Origin of the sequence: Nocardioides sp. NPDC127514, from assembly GCF_040302125.1 — a bacterium.
In the GTDB taxonomy this organism is placed as follows: domain Bacteria; phylum Actinomycetota; class Actinomycetes; order Propionibacteriales; family Nocardioidaceae; genus Nocardioides.
Genome location: NZ_JBEORF010000036.1, coordinates 60019 through 76670 on the forward strand (window position 1 = coordinate 60019; position 16652 = coordinate 76670).

Here is a 16652-nt window from a genome sequence, read left to right on the forward strand (position 1 = left end):
GGCAGGATCTTCGCCATGACCGTGGTGCGACCTCATCGGCTGATGCGGATGAGCGGACGCGACCCCAACGAGGTGGGTCGCTCCGCCACTCCCCTGGAGCTGCTGTTCGACCTCGCGTTCGTCGTCGCGTTCGCGCAAGCCGGCAACGCGTTCGCTCACCTGGTCGCCGAGGAGCATCTGGGGCCCGCGATCGGCGGGTTCCTGTTCACCGTCGTGGCGATCTGCTGGGCATGGATCAACTTCGCGTGGTTCGCCTCCGGGTTCGACACCGACGATTGGGTCTTCCGCGCTCTCACGATCGTGCAGATGGCCGGCGCCATCGTCGTGGCCCTCGGCGTTGCGCCGTTGTTCGAGTCGATCGACCACGGTGGAGTGCTCGACAACCGCGTCCTGGTCGGGGGCTACATCGTGATGCGCGTCGCGATGGTCGCCCAATGGCTTCGGGCTGCGTCGCAGTCCCCCGCCTACCGCAACACCGCGCTCACCTATGCCGGGTCGATCCTTGTCGCGCAGGTCGGTTGGGTGGTCCTCGCGGTGACTCAGACGAGCTCGGTGGCACTGGTGGTGCTCGCGTCGGTCGTCTTCTACGGCATCGAGATGATCGGCCCGATCTACGCCAAACGCCGCTGGGGCATGCCCTGGAATGCGGAACACATCGCTGAGCGCTACGGGCTGCTGCTCATCATCACGCTGGGCGAGGTCATCCTCGGAACGGTCGCGGCGGTGGCCTCGGCCGTCGAGCACGTCGGCTGGTCACAGGAGTCGATCCTGCTCGTGGTCGCCGGCACGCTGTTGGCCTTCGGGATCTGGTGGGACTACTACATCATTCCGTTTGCCCACTTCATCGAGCGCCATCGAGAACGGGCCTGGATCTTCGCCTACGGCCATATCCTCATCTTCGCCTCGGTTGCAGCCTTCGGCGGTGGCATCCATGTGGCGGCGTACGTCATGGAGGGCGAGGCGACCATCGGCGTGCTCGGTGCGGTGCTGTCGGTCGTGATCCCGTTGGCAGTCTTCACGATCGCGTACTTCGGCATCTACTCATCACTGATGGGGCGCGTCGACATGCTGCACGTCAACTTGGCCGTGGGCATGCTCGCGGTCCTGGCGCTCGGCGTGGTCGCGGCGGCAACTGGCGTCTCGCTCGGCTGGTCCCTGCTGATCGTTGCCGCCGCGCCCTTCGTGACGGTCGTCGTCTACGAATCATGGGGCTATCGCCACGTGGCCGCCGATGTCGAGACCATCTGAACGGCCCGGCGGATCGGCGCGCACAGCTCGACCTCAGCAGTCGAAGACCGACCAGCAGATCTCGTTGCGGATCCGCTGGTCGTCGAGGACGAGGTCGCGGATGGGGTCCGGGAGCTGCTCGCGCTGCCAGCGGCACTCCCGGCGCCCGGCCTCGATGGCCTCGCCGGGAGGGGCCGCGTCGCGCACGGCCTTGATGGCGTACGCGGCCGCGCCCAGGTCGTGGGCCGCGACATGGGCGACCACGCCGGCCTGTCCGGCGGAGTAGGCGGCGTTGCGGGCGGCTCCACGCAAGGGTCGGGCCGCTCCCATGGCGTGACCGCCGAGAGCGCGCGTCTCCATCATCTTGAGCTCACCGCGGGCCCAGGAGCGCGCGGCCTCGATGGCCTCCCGGGGGCGCGGGTCGTCGGGGCACTCCGCCTCGAAGAGCGGGAGGACGTGCTCTGCGCACGTCGCCGCCCACAGCGCGAGCAGCTGGTGGTCGGCGTCGGTGAGCGTGCCACCGCGGCGGACCGTGATCAGGCGCGGGTCGCGTTCCTTGGCCAGGATCATCGCTCTCCCTCGTTCGCCGGCCCGGTCTCCGGACGGTCCGGTCCGGGCCCGTCGGGGTGGGTGAGGTCGTAGGCGGCGGAGACCTTCTTCGGGACGCACAGGCGCCAGGCGTCGACGACGAACTCACACGCCTCGACGGGGTCGAGCGCGGCCAGGGACGACTCCACCCAGTTGAACCGCATCTCCGACTCGCGGGGCAGGTGGAACGTGTCGGGCGCGCTCGCGACCAGCGCGGCGCGCTCCTCCTTCGGGAAGCCGAACCCCATCTCGGTCTCGTCCAGAGAGAAAGCGACATAGACGATCGAGCCGACCCGGAACTTCAGCCGGCCGCGTACGAAGACCTCGTAGGACCGCTCCAGGCTCGAGCCGAGCCAGCGGACGTCCGCCACGGTTGCCATGTCCGGAGCGTAGGCGCAGACTCCCCCGACGGCACCCGAGTTTCGCGTCCGCCGACCTCGACGGCGCGACATCATGGCCTCATGGCGACGAAGGTGGATCTGAAGAAGACGCTCGACAGCTATCGGGCACGTCAGGGTGAGTTCCGGGTGCTCGAGGTGCCGCCACTCCCCTACCTGATGGTCGACGGGCACGGTGACCCCAACACCGCCCAGGAGTACGCCGACGCGCTCGCGGCGCTCTACCCGGTGGCGTACAAGCTGAAGTTCGCCAGCAAGAACGAGGGCCGCGACTACGTGGTGCCGCCGCTGGAGGCGCTGTGGTGGGCCGAGGACATGGACGCCTTCACCCGGGCACGGGACAAGTCGCGGTGGGACTGGACCGCGATGATCATGACGCCCGACTGGGTCACCGAACAGATGTTCGACGAGGCGGTCGCCAAGGTCGGCGCCAAGGACCGCCCGGCGAGCCTGAGCAAGGTGCGCATGGAGACGCTGACAGAAGGCACCTGCGTGCAGACGCTGCACATCGGGTCCTACGACGACGAGGGCCCGGTGCTCGAGGAGCTGCACGAGCGGTTCATCCCCCAGCACGGGATGCGGATGACCGGAAAGCACCACGAGATCTATCTGGGCGATCCGCGACGGGTCGAGCCCGCGAAGCTCCGCACGATCCTGCGCCAGCCAGTCGTCTCGTAGGCGCCGCGAATCTCGGTGTACAAGTGTGGACTGAAACCCTTGTCACCGTGACGGCGCTCACATTACTCTTCAGTAACTCGGGACGAAGCGGTCCCGCTTACGTGAGGAGAGTCCCCCATGGCTCAGCACGCATCGAGGCTGTTCGTGAAGCGTCCCGGCAAGCACGCCGTACGCACCCTGGTGACGGCTCTGGCCGTCGCCGCCGTCATGCCCGCCGCCCTGGCCACGCCGGCCGTGGCCGCCGACCAGAGCACCGCCGTCGTCTCCCGCGGCGTCGAGATCCCGGAGTTCTACAACCCGCCGGCGACGCTTCCCGACGCCGACGGAGCGCTCGTACGCACCGAGCCGCTCCCCCTCGGCGTCGGCCTCTCGATCCCGGGCATCGGCTCGCTGCCCGGCACCGCGACCCGGGTCATGTACAAGACCACCGACAACAACGGCGCCCCGGCTGCGGTGACCGGCGCCTACATCGAGCCGTTCGCGGCCTGGAGCGGCGCCGGCGACCGGCCGCTCGTCGTCGTCGCGCCCGGCACCATGGGCCAGGGTGACCAGTGCTCGGCATCGCTCGGTCTGGAGCGTCCGATCCTCTTCAACGGCAAGACCGTCTCGGTGGGCTACGAGGACATCGGGATCTACCGCCTGCTGGCGCGTGGCGTCGCGGTGATGGTCACCGACTATGTCGGCCTGGGCGCCACCGACCGTCTCCACACCTACGTCGACCGCATCGACGGCGGACATGCCGTCCTCGACGCCGCGCGAGCGGCGCGCGAGGTCCCGGACGCATCGGTGACCACCGGGTCGCGCGTCGCGCTCTACGGCTACAGCCAGGGCGGCGGCGCGACCGGCTCGGCCTCCGAGCTCGCCGCGACGTACGCTCCCGACGTCAACCTCGTGGGCGCCTACGTGGGCGCGCCGCCGGCAGACCTGCGCGCGACCGCAGAGGGTATCGACGGGTCGGCGCTGGTGGCCGCTCTCGGCTGGACGATCAACGGCCTGGCACAGTCCAACCCGGAGCTCGGACCGATCCTGGACGAGAACCTGAACGCGACCGGCAAGGCGGCGCTCGAGGATCTCTCGACGGCATGCGTCGCGGACGGGATCATCGGCTACCCGTTCCGGCGCAGCACCAGCTGGACGACGACGGGCGAGAGCCTCGACGACATCATCGAGCGCGAGCCGGTGGTCCGGGGCATCATCGATGCGCAGAAGCTCGGCCATGTGGCTCCGCGGGTCCCGGTGCGGCTGGCGACCGGCACCCAGGACGACATCGTCCCGCACGCGCAGTCACGCCAGCTCGCTGTCGACTGGTGCGGCCGTGGCGCCCGGGTGACCTACAAGGCGGTCGTCCTGCCCAACCTCGGCGACGGGCTGATCACCAACCACGTGACGCCGCTGCTGGTCGACCAGACCGATGCGGTCAACTGGGTGACCGACCGGGTCAAGGGCATCGCCACCGGATCCAACTGCGCGACGATGCCGATTCAGCCCTGAGCGGCTCGCAGCCGCACGGACAGGCAGGTGACGCACCCTTCGAGTTTCTCGAACTCGGAGATGTCGACCGGTACGACCGTATAGCCACGCTCCTCGAACAACGCTCTGCTCAGCGGCGCCGAGGCGGCCATCAACAGTGTGCGGTCGTCGAGGACGACCACGTGGGAGCCCGATTCCTCCGGGACCGGCAGGAACCGGGCCCCCCACACGCTCGGGTCGTCGACGAGCGGCTCGTGGCCGATGACGGTGCCGTCGGGCAGCGCGGTGACGGCCGACTTGAGATGGAGCACCTTGGTGAGGGGGACGGCGACGACCTCCGCGCCGAGCGGTCCGAGCAGTGCCCGGAGCTGGGCGATCCCCTCGGCGTTCGTACGCCCGCCCTCTCCCACCCACACGGTGTCGCCGTGCTTGAGCACGTCGCCGCCGTCGAGAGTTCCAGGGGCCTCGATGTGGGCGATCCGGTAGCCCCGCGCGCGGACCGCGTCCTCGGCAGCGCCGATCTCCGGGCGCCGCTCCGGGGCACCCGGCCGGCTGATCACGGCCAGGTCAGCGAAGACAACCATCGTGTCCTCGATGAAGACCGAGTCCGGGCAGTCGTCGGCGGGATCGACCTCGTGGGTGGTCCAGCCGGCGGAGCGCATCGCGGAGACGTACGCCTCCCACTGCTCCTGGGCGAGGCCGACGTCGACCGGGCTCCGCTCGATGTGGGTGACGAGCCCCTCGGCGAGGCGGGGCGAGGGGCGGCGTACGAGAGCGTGCATGGGTGAAGTATCCCTACCCGATCCAGAACCGGAGCTCGTTGCCGAGCTGCTCGTCGAGCACGCCCCCGTTCTTCTCGATCACCCGCCGGGACGGCTCGTTGGAGGGGGCGCAGGTGAGCAGGGCACGCGAGACACCGTGCTCGCGGGCCTTCTCGAGACCGAGCTCGAGCATGCGGGTCGCGTGGCCCTGGCGCCGCCACGGCGCGACGACGTGGTAGCCGATGTGACCGCCGTCGACGGCGAGCTCGGGGGTCAGCGTGTGGCGCACGACGAGGGTGCCGAGATAGTGCTCCTCGGAGACGTACCAGTAGATCGTGGACATCACGTCCCAGCGCTCCTTGACGTGGTCCCGGGCAGCGACGAACCCGTCGAAGTCCGTGCTCGCCGGCCCGAGCCAGTCGGTGTCGGTGCCGCGCAGGAGGCAGTCGGCCTGTTCGCCGGTGAGATATGAGGTGCGTACGGCCGTCGTCGGACGGACCAGGCGATCGCTCAGGGTGATCATCGCCGGCAAGGCAACCACACGGCGTGCTCCGAACGCACAGGGTTTTGACTGGGGCGGCGGCTAGATTGAGCACCATGAGCGAGGACGAGGACCGCAGGATGTTCGAGCCGGAGTCGTGGGAGGAGCGCTACTCCGGCGAGGAGAAGGTCTGGAGCGGCAACCCGAACCCCCAGCTCGTCGCCGAGGTCTCCGAGCTCACGCCCGGCACCGCGCTCGATGTCGGCTGCGGCGAGGGCGGCGACGTCATCTGGCTCGCGCAGCAGGGCTGGACGGTCACCGGCGCCGACTTCTCGGCCAACGGTCTGGCCCGGGCGCGGCGGCATGCCGAGGACGCCGGGGTCGCGGACCGTACGTCCTGGTGGCAGGTCGACGCCCGCACCTTCGACGCCGAGGGCCGGCAGTTCGACCTGGTCACGTGCCACTTCCTGCACACCCCCGACGGGAGCATGGTCGAGGTCGCCGGCCGCCTGGCCACCGCGGTCGCGCCCGGGGGCCACCTCCTGGTCGTCGGCCACGCGCCCTCCGAGGTCTTCGCGCGCCATGGCCATCACAACGCGATGTTCCTCGCCTCGGACCTGCTCCCTGGACTGCCTGCCGGGTTCGAGCCGGTCGTCGTCGAGCAGCGCCCGCGCTTGACCATCCGAGACGGCGTCCCGGTCCAGATCGACGACTCGACCCTGCTCGCCCGCCGCGCCGTCTCGGGGTGAAAGAAAAGTTTCTTTCACCCCGAGGTCAGGCTCCTCAGCAGTCGCGGACCATCCTGCGTTCGATGCCGACGGGGTCGGCCTTGGTCTCGCCGTCGAAGCGGAAGCCCTGACGCTCGTAGAACGCCGATGCGCGCTGGTTGCCGTCGAGAACCCAGAGGTACGCAGCGGAGCCCCCGACCGCCGCCTCGAAGAGGGCATGGCCGAGGCCGGTGCCGTACCTCTCCGCGCGGACATAGAGGGCCGAGAGTTCGAGCGAGGGCAATCCCGGGCCCACGTCGCGAGCAGGCCCGAAGCTGGCGAAGCCCAGCAGCCGCCCTGGCTCGTCGGCCTCAGCCACCAGGTTGGAGATCGGGCCGGTCTCGATGTTCGCACGCCAGCGATCGACCCTCGCCGATCGCAGTGATCGCCGCTCGGTGAAGATCCTGTCGGGCATCAGACCTGCGTACGCCTCCTCCCACACATCGAGATGGAGGTCGGTCAACGCCTCGGCGTCATCGACGACTGCCGCCCTGATCCTCATGCCCAGAGGATAGGGAGACGCTCAGTCGAGACACCACTCGTTTCCCTCGGGATCCTGCATCACGATGAAGCCGTTGCTCATCGGCGGTTCGGGCTCGAACCGGCGGACGCGGGTGGCTCCCAGCGCCACGGCACGCTCGCACTCCGCCTCGAGGGCGGCCATCCGCTCCTCACCCTGCAGTCCGGGAGCGGCCCGGACGTCGAGGTGGACGCGGTTCTTGGCGGTCTTCGACTCCGGCACGCGCTGGAAGAAGACGCGCGGACCGGTGCCTGTGGGGTCCTCGATCGCCGAGGCGTTGTTGCGCTGCTCTTCCGGCACCCCGACACGAGCGAGGAACTCGTCCCACGCGTCCAGCGGGTCGCTGCCTTCGGGGACGTCGACTCCCGGTGGGCCCGGATGGACGTAGCCGAGGACGTCACGCCAGAACGTGGAGAGCGCGCGTGGGTCGTGCGCGTCGAAGGTGACCTGGAAGGTTCGGGTCTCTAGTGCCATGGCTCCACCATGACACCGAAATAGGACGGTCGGCGTCCGCTATCGGCGGTGGGCAGGAGCGGGCAGCCCGAGGCCGCGGCGCTCCTCCATCCGCCCGGCGATCATCGGGACCACGATCGCGGCGGCGACGATGTGGGTCAGGCACAGGACCCCGACGAAGGCCAGGTCGAACTCGAAGAACGGCAGCACGTCGGGGACCAGCGAGAGTCCGGTGAGCACGATCGTGGTGATCTGGAAGGTCGAGCGGGGCATCGTGGCCACCCGGCTCATCACCTCGGCGATGATGATCCCGATCACGGTGCAGTAGACGGTGAGCATCGGGAACGCCGAGAGCGGTACGTCGCCCACGCTGCTGCCGAAGTCGACCCCGGCCGCCTTGGCGATCACGGCCATCAGGCTGGTGGTGACCGCGGCGATGGCGGTGGCCACCAGCCCGCGCGGCCATACCGGCGCCGGCCGCTCCCGCACCGGAGTCATCTCCACCGCCGGCTGGGCCGGACGGGTCCAAGCGGTGTGCTCGGACTGCCCGGGCGTACGCCTGTGCTCGGGAACGTAGAGGGTCATCGCGGCGGCTCCTTCGTTGATGCTGCAACCAACGCACACTAAGCGCGCCGCTCGCGGCCGACCGCATCCAGATGCCCTCAAACAGGCGTGATTCCCGCCACCCGAACCCGTCCAGCCGCTCGAGCTCAGGCCCCGACGTACGCCGCCAGGTGCTCACCGGTGAGCGTCGACTTCTTGGCGACGAGCTCGGCGGGCGTGCCTTCGAAGACGACCAGGCCGCCGTCGTGACCGGCTCCCGGGCCGAGGTCGATGATCCAGTCGGCGTGAGCCATGACCGCCTGGTGGTGCTCGATCACGATCACCGACTTGCCGGCGTCGACCAGCTTGTCGAGCAGCGCCAGCAGGTTGTCGACGTCGGCGAGGTGGAGACCGGTGGTCGGCTCGTCGAGGACGTACGTCCCACCCTTCTCCCCCAGGTGCATGGCCAGCTTGATCCGCTGCCGCTCGCCGCCGGAGAGGGTGTTGAGCGGCTGGCCGAGCTTGAGGTAGCCGAGGCCGACGTCGGACATTCGCTCGAGGATCTTGGCGGCCGCGGGCACCTTCGACACGCCCTCGGAGAAGAAGGCGTGCGCCTTGGCGACCGAGAGGTCGAGCACCTCGGCGATGTTGAGCCCGCCGAGACGGTATTCGAGCACCAGCGCCTGGAACCGCTTGCCGCCGCAGTCCTCACAGGGCGAGGCGACCGTCTCCATGAACCCGAGCTCGGTGTAGATCATGCCGTTGCCCTTGCAGGTCGGGCAGGCACCCTCGGAGTTGGCCGAGAAGAGCGCCGGCTTGACCCCGTTGGCCTTCGCGAACGCCTTGCGGATCGGCTCGAGAAGACCCGTGTACGTCGCCGGGTTGCTGCGCCGCGATCCCTTGATCGCGCTCTGGTCGACGAACTCCACGTCGGCACTGGCCGGAATGGAACCGTGGATCAGCGACGACTTCCCCGAGCCGGCGACACCGGTGACAACGGTCAGCACTCCGAGCGGGATGTCGACGTCGACGTTGCGCAGGTTGTGCGAGGTCGCGCCGCGGATCTCCAGCTGCCCCTTCGGGGTGCGGACGGTCTCCTTCACCGACGCCCGGTGGCCGAGGTGGCGCCCGGTGAGCGTGTCGGCAGCGGCGAGCCCCTCGTAGGTGCCCTCGAAGCAGATCGTGCCGCCGTCGCTGCCGGCACCGGGACCGAGGTCGACGACGTGGTCGGCGATCGCGATGGTCTCCGGCTTGTGCTCGACAACCAGCACGGTGTTGCCCTTGTCGCGCAGGTCGAGGAGCAGCTTGTTCATCCGCTGGATGTCGTGCGGGTGCAGCCCGACGGTCGGTTCGTCGAAGACGTAGGTCACGTCGGTGAGCGCGGAGCCGAGATGACGGACCATCTTCGTACGCTGCGCCTCACCGCCGCTCAGGGTGCCCGAGGGCCGGTCGAGGGAGAGATAGCCGAGGCCGATCTCGACGAACGAGTCGAACAGGTGCAGCAGCCCCGCGACCAGCGGCGCCACGCCCGGGTCGTCGATGCTTCGCAGCCACTCCGCGGCGTCGGTGACCTGCATCGCGCACACGTCAGCGATCGACTTGCCGCGGATCTTCGAGGAGAGCGCCGACTCGTTGAGCCGGGTCCCGCCACAGGCCGGGCACGGCTTGAAGACCGCCGCGGCTTCCACGAACTTCTTGATGTGGGGCTGCAGCGCCTCGACGTCCTTGCTGAACATCGACTTGCGGATCTTCGGGATCAGGCCCTCGTAGGTCGCGTTGATGCCTTCGAGCTTGATCTTGCGCGGCTCGGCGTAGAGCAGGTCGTGGCGCTGCTCCTCGGTGAGGTCCTTGATCGGGACGTCCGGCGGCACGACGACCTTGTAGGCGGCCACCATCCACCCGTCGGCGGTGTAGCCGGGCACCAGGATCGCCCCGTCGACCAGCGACTTCGACTCGTCGACGATGACCGCCAGGTCGAGATCGGAGATCGTCCCGCGGCCCTCGCACTCGGCACACATACCGCCGAGGTAGACCGCGTCCTTGACGATCGTCTTCTCGCCCTTGGGGCCGGTCATCACACCGCTCGCGCGGGTCGTGGGGATGTTGAACGAGAACGCGGTCGGACCACCGATATAGGGGTCTCCGAGCCGGCTGAACAGACTGCGGAGCATCGCGTAGGCGTCGGTGACGGTGCCGAGCGTCGAGCGCGGGTTGGCGCCGAGCCGCTCCTGGTCGACCAGGATGGCGGTGGTCAGCCCCTCCATCGCGTCGACCTCCGGTCGCGGCAGGCTGGGCATGAACCCCTGGATGAAGGTCGAGTACGTCTCGTCGATCAGCCGCCGCGACTCCGCCGCGATCGTGCCGAAGACCAGCGACGACTTCCCCGAGCCCGACACCCCGGTGAACACGGATAGCCGGCGCTTCGGGATCTCGACCGAGACGTCCTTGAGGTTGTTCTGCCGGGCGCCCTGGACGCGGATCAGATCGTGCGTGTCGGCATCGTGTGCGGCCGTGCTGGGATGGCTCATGGCGGTCAGGCTAGCCGGAGGATTGAACCCGGGCGTGCACATTTTCGCGGCTCACTTGATCTGCTGGAGACGGACCATGTTGCCCGCCGGGTCGCGGAACGAGCAGTCGCGCATCCCCCAGTCCTGGTCGGTCGGCTCCGACATGATCTCGCCACCGGCGGCATCGATCCCGGCCTGGATCTTCTCGAAGGCGGCGTCGATGTCCGGGGAGGAGAGCATGAGGCTGGCGAAGGTGCCCTTGGCCATCATCTCCATCACGACCCGGCCTTCGTCCTCGGTGATGTTCGGGTCGGCGAGAGGCGGGTAGAGCACGACGCTCACAGCGGGCTGCGAAGGCGGTCCGATGGTGAGCCAGCGCATCGCCTCGTACCCGACGTCCTTCCTCACCTCGAAGCCCAGCAGGTCGCGGTAGAACCTCAGCGAGGCCTCCGGGTCGGTGTGCGGAAGGTAGCTGTGGCAGATGTTGATGTCCATGCCACTCAGGCTAGGTAAGGATCTGGCCTCGGCGCTTCTTCATTCCTGATCGAACTCCGTCTGATCGGACGGGTGACCTGCTTGGACACGCACGGAGGGATCCCGGCCTGACCGGCAACGGCCCTCTCCCGGTAGACGCTCGGCGACATCCCGACGAGCTCGCTGAACCGGGTGGAGAACGTGCCCAGCGAGGAGAACCCGACCTCGAAGCAGATGTCGGTGACGCTGAGGTCACCGCGCCGCAGCAGTGTCATGGCGCGCTCGACGCGGCGGGTCATCAGATAGGAGTAGGGCGGCTCACCGTACGCCTTCTTGAACTCCCTGCTCAGATGCCCGGCCGACATGTGTACGCCGGCGGCGAGAGCCTCGACGTCCAGGGGCTGCGCGTACTCCCTGTCGATGCGGTCCTTGACCTTGCGCAGCAGCTTGAGGTCGCGCAGCCGCTGCGCCTGGTCGGGCTTCGTCGTCACCCACGCATCTTCCCACGCCGGCGACCCCTCCAATTTGGTGATGCTGCAAGTTGTCGGTCCGACGATGTCGAAATCGCGTGATGCCATTCGTGGAGTAGGTGAAGGAACAAAACGCGGATAGGAGAAAGTCATGTGGGACACAGCTCAGCACTCCGAGAACACCAACGTACGCAGCTTCCCGATGTCGCACTTCCTGCCGTGCCCCCGGTGCGGCCACGAGGTGCACACCTACCTCGCCTGCAGCGACACCTGCGGCTGTGCCCCGGTCGTGATGCCGGGCAGCGTCCCGCTGGCGGCCTGACCGGATCCGACTTCCGGCTAGACCTTCAGGCCCGACTCGATCGCGAAGACGACGAGCTGGGCGCGGTCACGGGCATGCAGCTTCACCATCGCACGCGAGACGTGCGTGCGGACCGTGTCGGGACTGACCACGAGCTCGGCTGCGATCTCGGCGTTGGAGCGGCCGGTGGCCACCCAGGCGACCATCTCCCGCTCACGCTCGGTCAGATCACCCAGACGCGGATGCGGGTTCGCCGCCCGACGTGAGGAGCCGAACTCCTCGATCACCCGCTTGGTCACCGTCGGGGCGAGCAGCGAGCCACCGTCGGCGACGACCCGGATCGCGTCGAGCAGCGCGACCGGCTCGGCGTCCTTGAGCAGAAACCCGCTCGCTCCCAGTCGCAGGGCCTCGAAGACGTACTCGTCGAGCTCGAAGGTCGTCAGCATCACCACCCGTACGTCCTTCAGCGAGGGGTCGCGGGTGACCTGCTCCAGCAGGCCGAGGCCGTCGAGCACCGGCATCCGGATGTCGCACAGGACCACGTCGGGGTGAGTGCGGCGCAGCATGGGCAGCGCGGCGCTGCCGTCGGAGGCCTCGCCGACGACCTCCAGGTCGGGTTCGGCGCCGATCATCGTCGCCAGGCCCATGCGAACGAGGGGCTGGTCATCGACCAGAGCAACCCTGATCAGCGTGTGATCTGTGTTGCTCATGCCAGCCCCTCCGCGCCACCCGCCGAGGACCCAGAAAGCGGGAGGGAAGCCCGCAGCCGGAAGCCCCGTACCTCCGGCCCCGCTTCTAGGGTGCCCCCAAGTGCCTCCACGCGCGACCGCATTCCCACAATTCCCATCCCAGGACGCCTTTCCCCGCTCAACATGTCCGATCCCCGCCCGTCGTCGTCGACTGTCACGACCATCTCGGCCGCGGGCGTCGAGACGATCGACACCTCGGCGCGCGTCGCTCCGGCATGCCGCAGCACGTTGGTGAGCCCCTCCTGGACCACTGCATACGCGGCCCGCTCCGCCTCCGCCGACGCCGAACCCACCTCGAGGCGCAGCGAGACCTCCAGTCCCCCGGTGCGCACGCGCTCGACGAGAGCAGGCAGGTCGGCGAGCCCGTGCTCCGGTGCCCGCGGGGCCGAGCCGGCGCCGGTCTCGGTGTCGGTCAGCCGGGCCAGCTGCCGACGCAGCAGGTCGAGCGACTCCTTGCTCTCGGCACGGATCGCCTCCAGGTTGCGGCGGGCCGCCTCGGGATCGCGGTCGAGGACGTGCAGCGCGGCACCGGCCTGCATCGCGATCACCGCGAGCCCGTGACCGACGCCGTCGTGCAGGTCGGCGGCCATCCGCACACGCTCGTCACTGACCACCCGTCGCTGCCGTTGGGCCCGGGCCTCGTTGCGCGATCGCAGCGCGCTCGCGATCGCACCGCAGGCGGCGATGAGCGCCACCTGTCCGAAGGCCTGCCACAGCGAAAGGTCACCCTCCGGGCCGCCACCCTGCGCCCAGGGCCCTCGTCCGGGTCCGCCGTCGAGCTGGGGGGTCTCGGGGTTCAGCACCATCCCGGTGGCGACCAGCGCCGCAGCCACGATCGCCCACCCGATCCAGCGTCGCGGCGGCAGCGAGAGCGCCACCGCGAAGGTGACCACGGGCACCGCCATGAAGACCGGCCCCTCGGCATAGCCCGCGGTGAAGTACGCCCCGGCACACAGCCCACTGACCGCGAGCATCCAGCCGCGAGGCCGTTGCAGGAGCACCGGGAGGATGGCGACGAGGGCGAGCAGTGCCCCGATCAGGGCCGGCCCGCGGGTGTCGGCGCGGGCATTGCTGCCCAGCGAGCCGACCAGCACCACCACGACGACCAGCCACGGCAGCCAGTGGCGACGGATCCGGGACATGGACCTGACCCTAGTTCGCGCGGCCGCGCGAGGCGTACGACAAATCCGGCCAGCCGCCTACGCAGATCTGCGTAACCGGGAGCATCGCCGACGCCGATGCCGAACCAGGGGACGCCACGAGAGCGTGAGAGGCATGAACGAACTCGTGGTTGAGACCGACGGGCTGACCAAGCGGTACGGCGACAGGCTCGCCGTCGACCGGGTCAGCATGACCGTCATGCGTGGCGAGGTGTACGGCTTCCTCGGCCCCAACGGGGCCGGCAAGACGACCACCTTGCGGATGATGCTCGGCCTGATCCGGCCCACCGCCGGATCGGCCAGCGTCCTGGGCCGTCCCGCCGGACGACCCGAGGTCACCGCCCGTATCGGCGCGCTGATCGAGGGTCCTGGCTTCTACCCCTACCTGAACGGCCGCGACAACCTGCGCACGATGGCGCGCTACCAAGGGCTGCCGAACACCGAGGTCGACCGGGTGCTCGAGATGGTCGACCTCGCCGACAGGGCGAAGGACGCCTTCAACGGCTACTCGCTGGGGATGAAGCAGCGCCTCGGCGTCGCCGCCGCGATGCTCGGCTCACCGGACCTGCTGGTGCTCGACGAGCCCACCAACGGGCTCGACCCGGCCGGCATGGCCGACATGCGGGCCCTGGTCGTCTCGCTCGCCGAAGCCGGTCAGACGGTGATCCTCTCCAGCCACATCCTCGCGGAGGTGCAGGAGATCTGCGATCGCGTCGGTGTCATCAACAACGGGCGTCTGCTGCGCGAGTCGACCGTCGCCGATCTGCGCGGTGGCGCGACCCTACGTGTCCGGGCCACCCCCGAGGACGCCGCTCTGGCTGCTCTGATGCGGATGGCCGGCGACGAAGGCGTACGCCGCATCGGCAACGAGACGCTCGAGGTCGACCTGCCCGCCACCGGGGCCCCCGATGTCGTACGTCATCTGGTCGCCCACTCCATCGATGTCCACGAGGTCACCGTCGCGGAGCGCTCCCTGGAGGACGCCTTCTTCGAGATGACCAGCAACAAGGAGCTCGTGTCATGAACGTCAGAGGCTGGATGAACAGCACCACCGCCGAGCTGCTCCGCCTGCGCAAGTGGTCGGCGATCTGGGTGATCGTCGGCGCCTGGCTGGCGCTGTCGCTCTCCTTCGGGTACGTCTTCAACTACGTCGCCTACAAGACCGGCGACGACAACTTCGCCGGCGACGGCGCCAGCAACGCCCAGCTCCTCTCCGAGCTGATGCCGAGCGCGATCCCGGACGTCATCGTCAGCGGCCTGCCGATGTTCGGCGGAGCCCTGGCGATGGTGGTCGGAGCGCTGGTGGCCGGCAACGGGTTCGGCTGGGGCACCTGGAAGACGGTCTTCACCCAGGGGCCGAGCCGGTTCGCCGCCGTGGGTGGCTCGCTGACCGCGGTGACGGTCTTCATCTTCGCGATGATGACCGCGACCCTGGCTCTGTGCGCGGGGGTCTCGGTGGCGATCGCTGCGACCGAGGGCGAGTCGATCACGATGCCGGCCCTGAGCGATCTGGCGCAGTCGTTCGGCTCCGGGTTCCTGGTGCTGGAGATGTGGGCGCTGCTCGGGTTCCTCGTCGGTGTGCTCGCCAAGGGGCCGGCGCTCGCCGTCGGACTGGGCCTGGTCTGGTCGTTGGTGGTCGAGAACCTGCTGCGCGGCGTCGGCAGCCTGCTGCCGGGCATCGAGACCGTCACCGACGCGCTCCCAGGCACCGCCGGAGGCTCGTTGGCCGGCGCGATCATCGGCGGTCCCAACGGCACCCCGGGAGTCCTCGATGCGATCTCCGGCGAGCGGGCGCTGATCACCGTGGGCGCGTACGTCCTGGTCGCAGCGGTCGCGGCGGTGGTCGTGATGAGGCGGCGCGACCTGGCCTGACCTCGGGAAACATGCCTCTAGCACACGCCGGGACGGGTCCGTGACACGTCTCGGCGTGTGACCGACAATCGGGATGTGATCCTCGTTAAGTCTACTGTTTTGGTGGACAACAACCAGGCTGTCCGCTCTCAACGCCGAGACAATCCCGTCTAGAAGAGGTTCCCACCCGTGTCCTCCAACACGCCTGAGCCCACCCCGCTCATCGAGGCTCCCAAGTCCAAGCTCCCGCTGATCATCGGGATCGTCGTCGTCGCCGCCATCGTGATCGGCGGCCTCGCCTTCTTCCTCACCCGCGACGACGAGAGCAGCGAGCTGACCAAGGTCAGCATCGGCGTCGTAGGCGCCGACGACCCCTACTGGAAGACCTTCCAGGACGCCGCTCGCGAGGAGGGCATCGACCTCGAGGTCAAGAACTTCGGTGACTACAACCAGCCCAACCCGGCACTGTCGGAGGGCGAGCTCGACCTCAACCAGTTCCAGCACATCATCTTCCTGGCCGACTACAACGTCCAGAACGACGACGACCTGGTGGCGCTCGGCTCGACCGCTACCTATCCCCTGGGTCTCTACTCCTCGAAGTACTCCTCGCTCGACGACATCAAGGCCGGCGAGACCGTGATCGTCCCCGACGACGAGACCAACCAGGCCCGCGGTCTGGTGCTGCTGCAGTCCAAGGGCCTGATCGAGCTGACCGACGGCGGCACCCCGTTCAGCACCATCAAGGAGGTCGACACCGCCGCGTCCAAGGTGAAGGTCCGGGCGGTCCAGGCTTCGATCACCGCCTCCTCGCTCCCCGACGTCGCCGCGGCGATCATCAACAACGACTTCGTCGAGGACGCCGGCCTCAAGTTCGAGGACGCGCTCGCGACCGACGACCCCTCCGACCCGAAGGCGCTCCCCTACGTCAACATCTTCGCCGTACGCGCCGAGGACAAGGACAACGCGACCTACAAGAAGCTCGTCGAGATCTTCCAGACCAACGAGGACGTGCAGCAGGGGGTCTACGAGACCTCCGGCAACACTGCCGAGATGGTGAAGATCCCGGTCGAGGACCTGCAGAAGTCGCTCGATGACACCGAGAAGCAGGTCAAGGAGCGTCAGTGACGCACTCGGCCACCGTTGCGGAGCCGCTGGTGCAGTCGGGGGTGATCACCGGAAAGTCGGAGCCGAACAGCACCTTGCTCCGAAGCGGTCCGTTGAGCTGCTTGACCAGCTGTGGCGGGAAGTACTTCG

20 protein-coding genes and 1 pseudogene are annotated in these 16652 nt (G+C 68.7%); 8 read left to right on the plus strand and 13 right to left on the minus strand.

Annotated elements, in window-relative coordinates:
- Positions 1-15: 15 nt before the first annotated feature.
- Entirely contained in the window at positions 16-1248 is a 1233-nt protein-coding gene (locus ABTX24_RS25250) for a low temperature requirement protein A (RefSeq protein ID WP_350843507.1), read from the plus strand.
- 33 nt (positions 1249-1281) lie between these two features.
- On the opposite strand, the gene ABTX24_RS25255 is transcribed toward ABTX24_RS25250, so the two are convergent.
- Both ABTX24_RS25255 and ABTX24_RS25260 read right to left on the minus strand, forming a co-directional pair.
- Entirely contained in the window at positions 1282-1797 is a 516-nt protein-coding gene (locus ABTX24_RS25255; RefSeq protein WP_350843509.1) for a putative immunity protein, read from the minus strand.
- A complete protein-coding gene (locus ABTX24_RS25260) occupies positions 1794-2195 on the minus strand; it encodes an MmcQ/YjbR family DNA-binding protein (protein ID WP_350843511.1) in 402 nt (133 codons plus the stop codon). The genes ABTX24_RS25255 and ABTX24_RS25260 overlap by 4 nt, the downstream gene beginning before the upstream one ends.
- Positions 2196-2276: 81 nt before the next feature.
- Here ABTX24_RS25260 and ABTX24_RS25265 point away from each other — a divergent pair, with 81 nt between their 5' ends.
- Together ABTX24_RS25265 and ABTX24_RS25270 are read left to right on the plus strand one after the other, a co-directional pair.
- Positions 2277-2891: a GyrI-like domain-containing protein gene (locus ABTX24_RS25265; protein WP_350843513.1), complete on the plus strand. Its 615-nt coding sequence runs from the start codon at positions 2277-2279 to the stop codon at positions 2889-2891.
- Between the two features lie 117 nt (positions 2892-3008).
- Positions 3009-4382 (plus strand): lipase family protein, encoded by a 1374-nt coding sequence (locus ABTX24_RS25270; RefSeq protein ID WP_350843515.1) that lies wholly within the window; start codon positions 3009-3011, stop codon positions 4380-4382.
- On the opposite strand, the gene ddaH is transcribed toward ABTX24_RS25270, so the two are convergent.
- Both ddaH and ABTX24_RS25280 read right to left on the minus strand, forming a co-directional pair.
- Positions 4373-5143 (minus strand): dimethylargininase, encoded by a 771-nt coding sequence (ddaH, locus tag ABTX24_RS25275; RefSeq protein ID WP_160023544.1) that lies wholly within the window; start codon positions 5141-5143, stop codon positions 4373-4375. The two genes, ABTX24_RS25270 and ddaH, sit on opposite strands and share 10 nt — an antisense overlap.
- A gap of 13 nt (positions 5144-5156) precedes the next feature.
- The gene (locus ABTX24_RS25280) at positions 5157-5645 is read right to left on the minus strand and encodes a GNAT family N-acetyltransferase (RefSeq protein WP_160023542.1); all 489 of its coding nucleotides are present in this window, start codon (positions 5643-5645) and stop codon (positions 5157-5159) included.
- A 74-nt stretch (positions 5646-5719) separates the two neighbouring features.
- On the opposite strand from ABTX24_RS25280, the gene ABTX24_RS25285 reads away from it, so the two are divergent.
- On the plus strand, positions 5720-6352 hold the full coding sequence (locus ABTX24_RS25285) for a class I SAM-dependent methyltransferase (RefSeq protein WP_160023540.1): 633 nt from the start codon (positions 5720-5722) through the stop codon (positions 6350-6352).
- Positions 6353-6386: 34 nt separating this feature from the next.
- Here ABTX24_RS25285 and ABTX24_RS25290 read toward each other — a convergent pair whose 3' ends face one another.
- The 6 genes from ABTX24_RS25290 to ABTX24_RS25315 all read right to left on the minus strand — a co-directional run bounded on the left by ABTX24_RS25290 (position 6387) and on the right by ABTX24_RS25315 (position 11358).
- The gene (locus tag ABTX24_RS25290) at positions 6387-6872 is read right to left on the minus strand and encodes a GNAT family N-acetyltransferase (RefSeq protein WP_160023538.1); all 486 of its coding nucleotides are present in this window, start codon (positions 6870-6872) and stop codon (positions 6387-6389) included.
- Positions 6873-6893: 21 nt separating this feature from the next.
- Positions 6894-7364 (minus strand): VOC family protein, encoded by a 471-nt coding sequence (locus ABTX24_RS25295; protein ID WP_160023536.1) that lies wholly within the window; start codon positions 7362-7364, stop codon positions 6894-6896.
- A gap of 39 nt (positions 7365-7403) precedes the next feature.
- Positions 7404-7928, minus strand: a complete 525-nt coding sequence (locus ABTX24_RS25300; RefSeq protein WP_350843517.1) for a DUF6069 family protein — start codon at positions 7926-7928, stop codon at positions 7404-7406.
- A 125-nt stretch (positions 7929-8053) separates the two neighbouring features.
- Positions 8054-10414: an ATP-binding cassette domain-containing protein gene (locus ABTX24_RS25305; protein WP_350843519.1), complete on the minus strand. Its 2361-nt coding sequence runs from the start codon at positions 10412-10414 to the stop codon at positions 8054-8056.
- Positions 10415-10465: 51 nt separating this feature from the next.
- Entirely contained in the window at positions 10466-10888 is a 423-nt protein-coding gene (locus tag ABTX24_RS25310) for a VOC family protein (RefSeq protein ID WP_350714040.1), read from the minus strand.
- A 5-nt stretch (positions 10889-10893) separates the two neighbouring features.
- Complete coding sequence (locus ABTX24_RS25315) at positions 10894-11358, minus strand: helix-turn-helix transcriptional regulator (protein ID WP_160023530.1); 465 nt, start codon at positions 11356-11358, stop codon at positions 10894-10896.
- 130 nt (positions 11359-11488) lie between these two features.
- Between ABTX24_RS25315 and ABTX24_RS25320 the strand changes: the two genes are divergently transcribed.
- A complete protein-coding gene (locus tag ABTX24_RS25320; RefSeq protein ID WP_201451019.1) occupies positions 11489-11659 on the plus strand; it encodes a hypothetical protein in 171 nt (56 codons plus the stop codon).
- A gap of 17 nt (positions 11660-11676) precedes the next feature.
- Here ABTX24_RS25320 and ABTX24_RS25325 read toward each other — a convergent pair whose 3' ends face one another.
- The gene (locus ABTX24_RS25325; protein ID WP_350843521.1) at positions 11677-12348 is read right to left on the minus strand and encodes a response regulator; all 672 of its coding nucleotides are present in this window, start codon (positions 12346-12348) and stop codon (positions 11677-11679) included.
- The gene (locus tag ABTX24_RS25330; RefSeq protein ID WP_350843523.1) at positions 12345-13529 is read right to left on the minus strand and encodes a histidine kinase; all 1185 of its coding nucleotides are present in this window, start codon (positions 13527-13529) and stop codon (positions 12345-12347) included. Before ABTX24_RS25330 ends, ABTX24_RS25325 begins: the two co-directional genes overlap by 4 nt.
- Positions 13530-13662: 133 nt before the next feature.
- On the opposite strand from ABTX24_RS25330, the gene ABTX24_RS25335 reads away from it, so the two are divergent.
- The 3 genes from ABTX24_RS25335 to ABTX24_RS25345 all read left to right on the plus strand — a co-directional run bounded on the left by ABTX24_RS25335 (position 13663) and on the right by ABTX24_RS25345 (position 16523).
- The gene (locus ABTX24_RS25335; RefSeq protein ID WP_350843525.1) at positions 13663-14571 is read left to right on the plus strand and encodes an ABC transporter ATP-binding protein; all 909 of its coding nucleotides are present in this window, start codon (positions 13663-13665) and stop codon (positions 14569-14571) included.
- A complete protein-coding gene (locus ABTX24_RS25340) occupies positions 14568-15419 on the plus strand; it encodes an ABC transporter permease (protein ID WP_350843527.1) in 852 nt (283 codons plus the stop codon). Before ABTX24_RS25335 ends, ABTX24_RS25340 begins: the two co-directional genes overlap by 4 nt.
- A 168-nt stretch (positions 15420-15587) precedes the next feature.
- Positions 15588-16523 (plus strand): MetQ/NlpA family ABC transporter substrate-binding protein, encoded by a 936-nt coding sequence (locus ABTX24_RS25345; protein WP_160023524.1) that lies wholly within the window; start codon positions 15588-15590, stop codon positions 16521-16523.
- 34 nt (positions 16524-16557) lie between these two features.
- Here the strand turns inward: ABTX24_RS25345 and ABTX24_RS25350 are convergent.
- Positions 16558-16652 (minus strand): annotated as a pseudogene (locus ABTX24_RS25350) (4-hydroxyphenyl-beta-ketoacyl-CoA hydrolase); the annotation flags it as partial.

Bases quoted from the DNA above. Each gene is read 5' to 3' on its own strand.
- ABTX24_RS25325 (WP_350843521.1), bottom strand. From the start codon at position 12,348: ATGAGCAACACAGATCACACGCTGATCAGGGTTGCTCTGGTCGATGAC.
- ABTX24_RS25335 (WP_350843525.1), top strand. From the start codon at position 13,663: ATGAACGAACTCGTGGTTGAGACCGACGGGCTGACCAAGCGGTACGGC.
- ABTX24_RS25280 (WP_160023542.1), bottom strand. From the start codon at position 5,645: ATGATCACCCTGAGCGATCGCCTGGTCCGTCCGACGACGGCCGTACGC.
- ABTX24_RS25260 (WP_350843511.1), bottom strand. From the start codon at position 2,195: ATGGCAACCGTGGCGGACGTCCGCTGGCTCGGCTCGAGCCTGGAGCGG.
- ABTX24_RS25290 (WP_160023538.1), bottom strand. From the start codon at position 6,872: ATGAGGATCAGGGCGGCAGTCGTCGATGACGCCGAGGCGTTGACCGAC.
- ABTX24_RS25300 (WP_350843517.1), bottom strand. From the start codon at position 7,928: ATGACCCTCTACGTTCCCGAGCACAGGCGTACGCCCGGGCAGTCCGAG.
- ABTX24_RS25295 (WP_160023536.1), bottom strand. From the start codon at position 7,364: ATGGCACTAGAGACCCGAACCTTCCAGGTCACCTTCGACGCGCACGAC.
- ABTX24_RS25270 (WP_350843515.1), top strand. From the start codon at position 3,009: ATGGCTCAGCACGCATCGAGGCTGTTCGTGAAGCGTCCCGGCAAGCAC.
- ABTX24_RS25305 (WP_350843519.1), bottom strand. From the start codon at position 10,414: ATGAGCCATCCCAGCACGGCCGCACACGATGCCGACACGCACGATCTG.
- ABTX24_RS25255 (WP_350843509.1), bottom strand. From the start codon at position 1,797: ATGATCCTGGCCAAGGAACGCGACCCGCGCCTGATCACGGTCCGCCGC.
- ABTX24_RS25265 (WP_350843513.1), top strand. From the start codon at position 2,277: ATGGCGACGAAGGTGGATCTGAAGAAGACGCTCGACAGCTATCGGGCA.
- ABTX24_RS25310 (WP_350714040.1), bottom strand. From the start codon at position 10,888: ATGGACATCAACATCTGCCACAGCTACCTTCCGCACACCGACCCGGAG.
- ABTX24_RS25250 (WP_350843507.1), top strand. From the start codon at position 16: ATGACCGTGGTGCGACCTCATCGGCTGATGCGGATGAGCGGACGCGAC.
- ABTX24_RS25285 (WP_160023540.1), top strand. From the start codon at position 5,720: ATGAGCGAGGACGAGGACCGCAGGATGTTCGAGCCGGAGTCGTGGGAG.
- ABTX24_RS25330 (WP_350843523.1), bottom strand. From the start codon at position 13,529: ATGTCCCGGATCCGTCGCCACTGGCTGCCGTGGCTGGTCGTCGTGGTG.
- ABTX24_RS25340 (WP_350843527.1), top strand. From the start codon at position 14,568: ATGAACGTCAGAGGCTGGATGAACAGCACCACCGCCGAGCTGCTCCGC.
- ddaH (WP_160023544.1), bottom strand. From the start codon at position 5,143: ATGCACGCTCTCGTACGCCGCCCCTCGCCCCGCCTCGCCGAGGGGCTC.
- ABTX24_RS25320 (WP_201451019.1), top strand. From the start codon at position 11,489: ATGTGGGACACAGCTCAGCACTCCGAGAACACCAACGTACGCAGCTTC.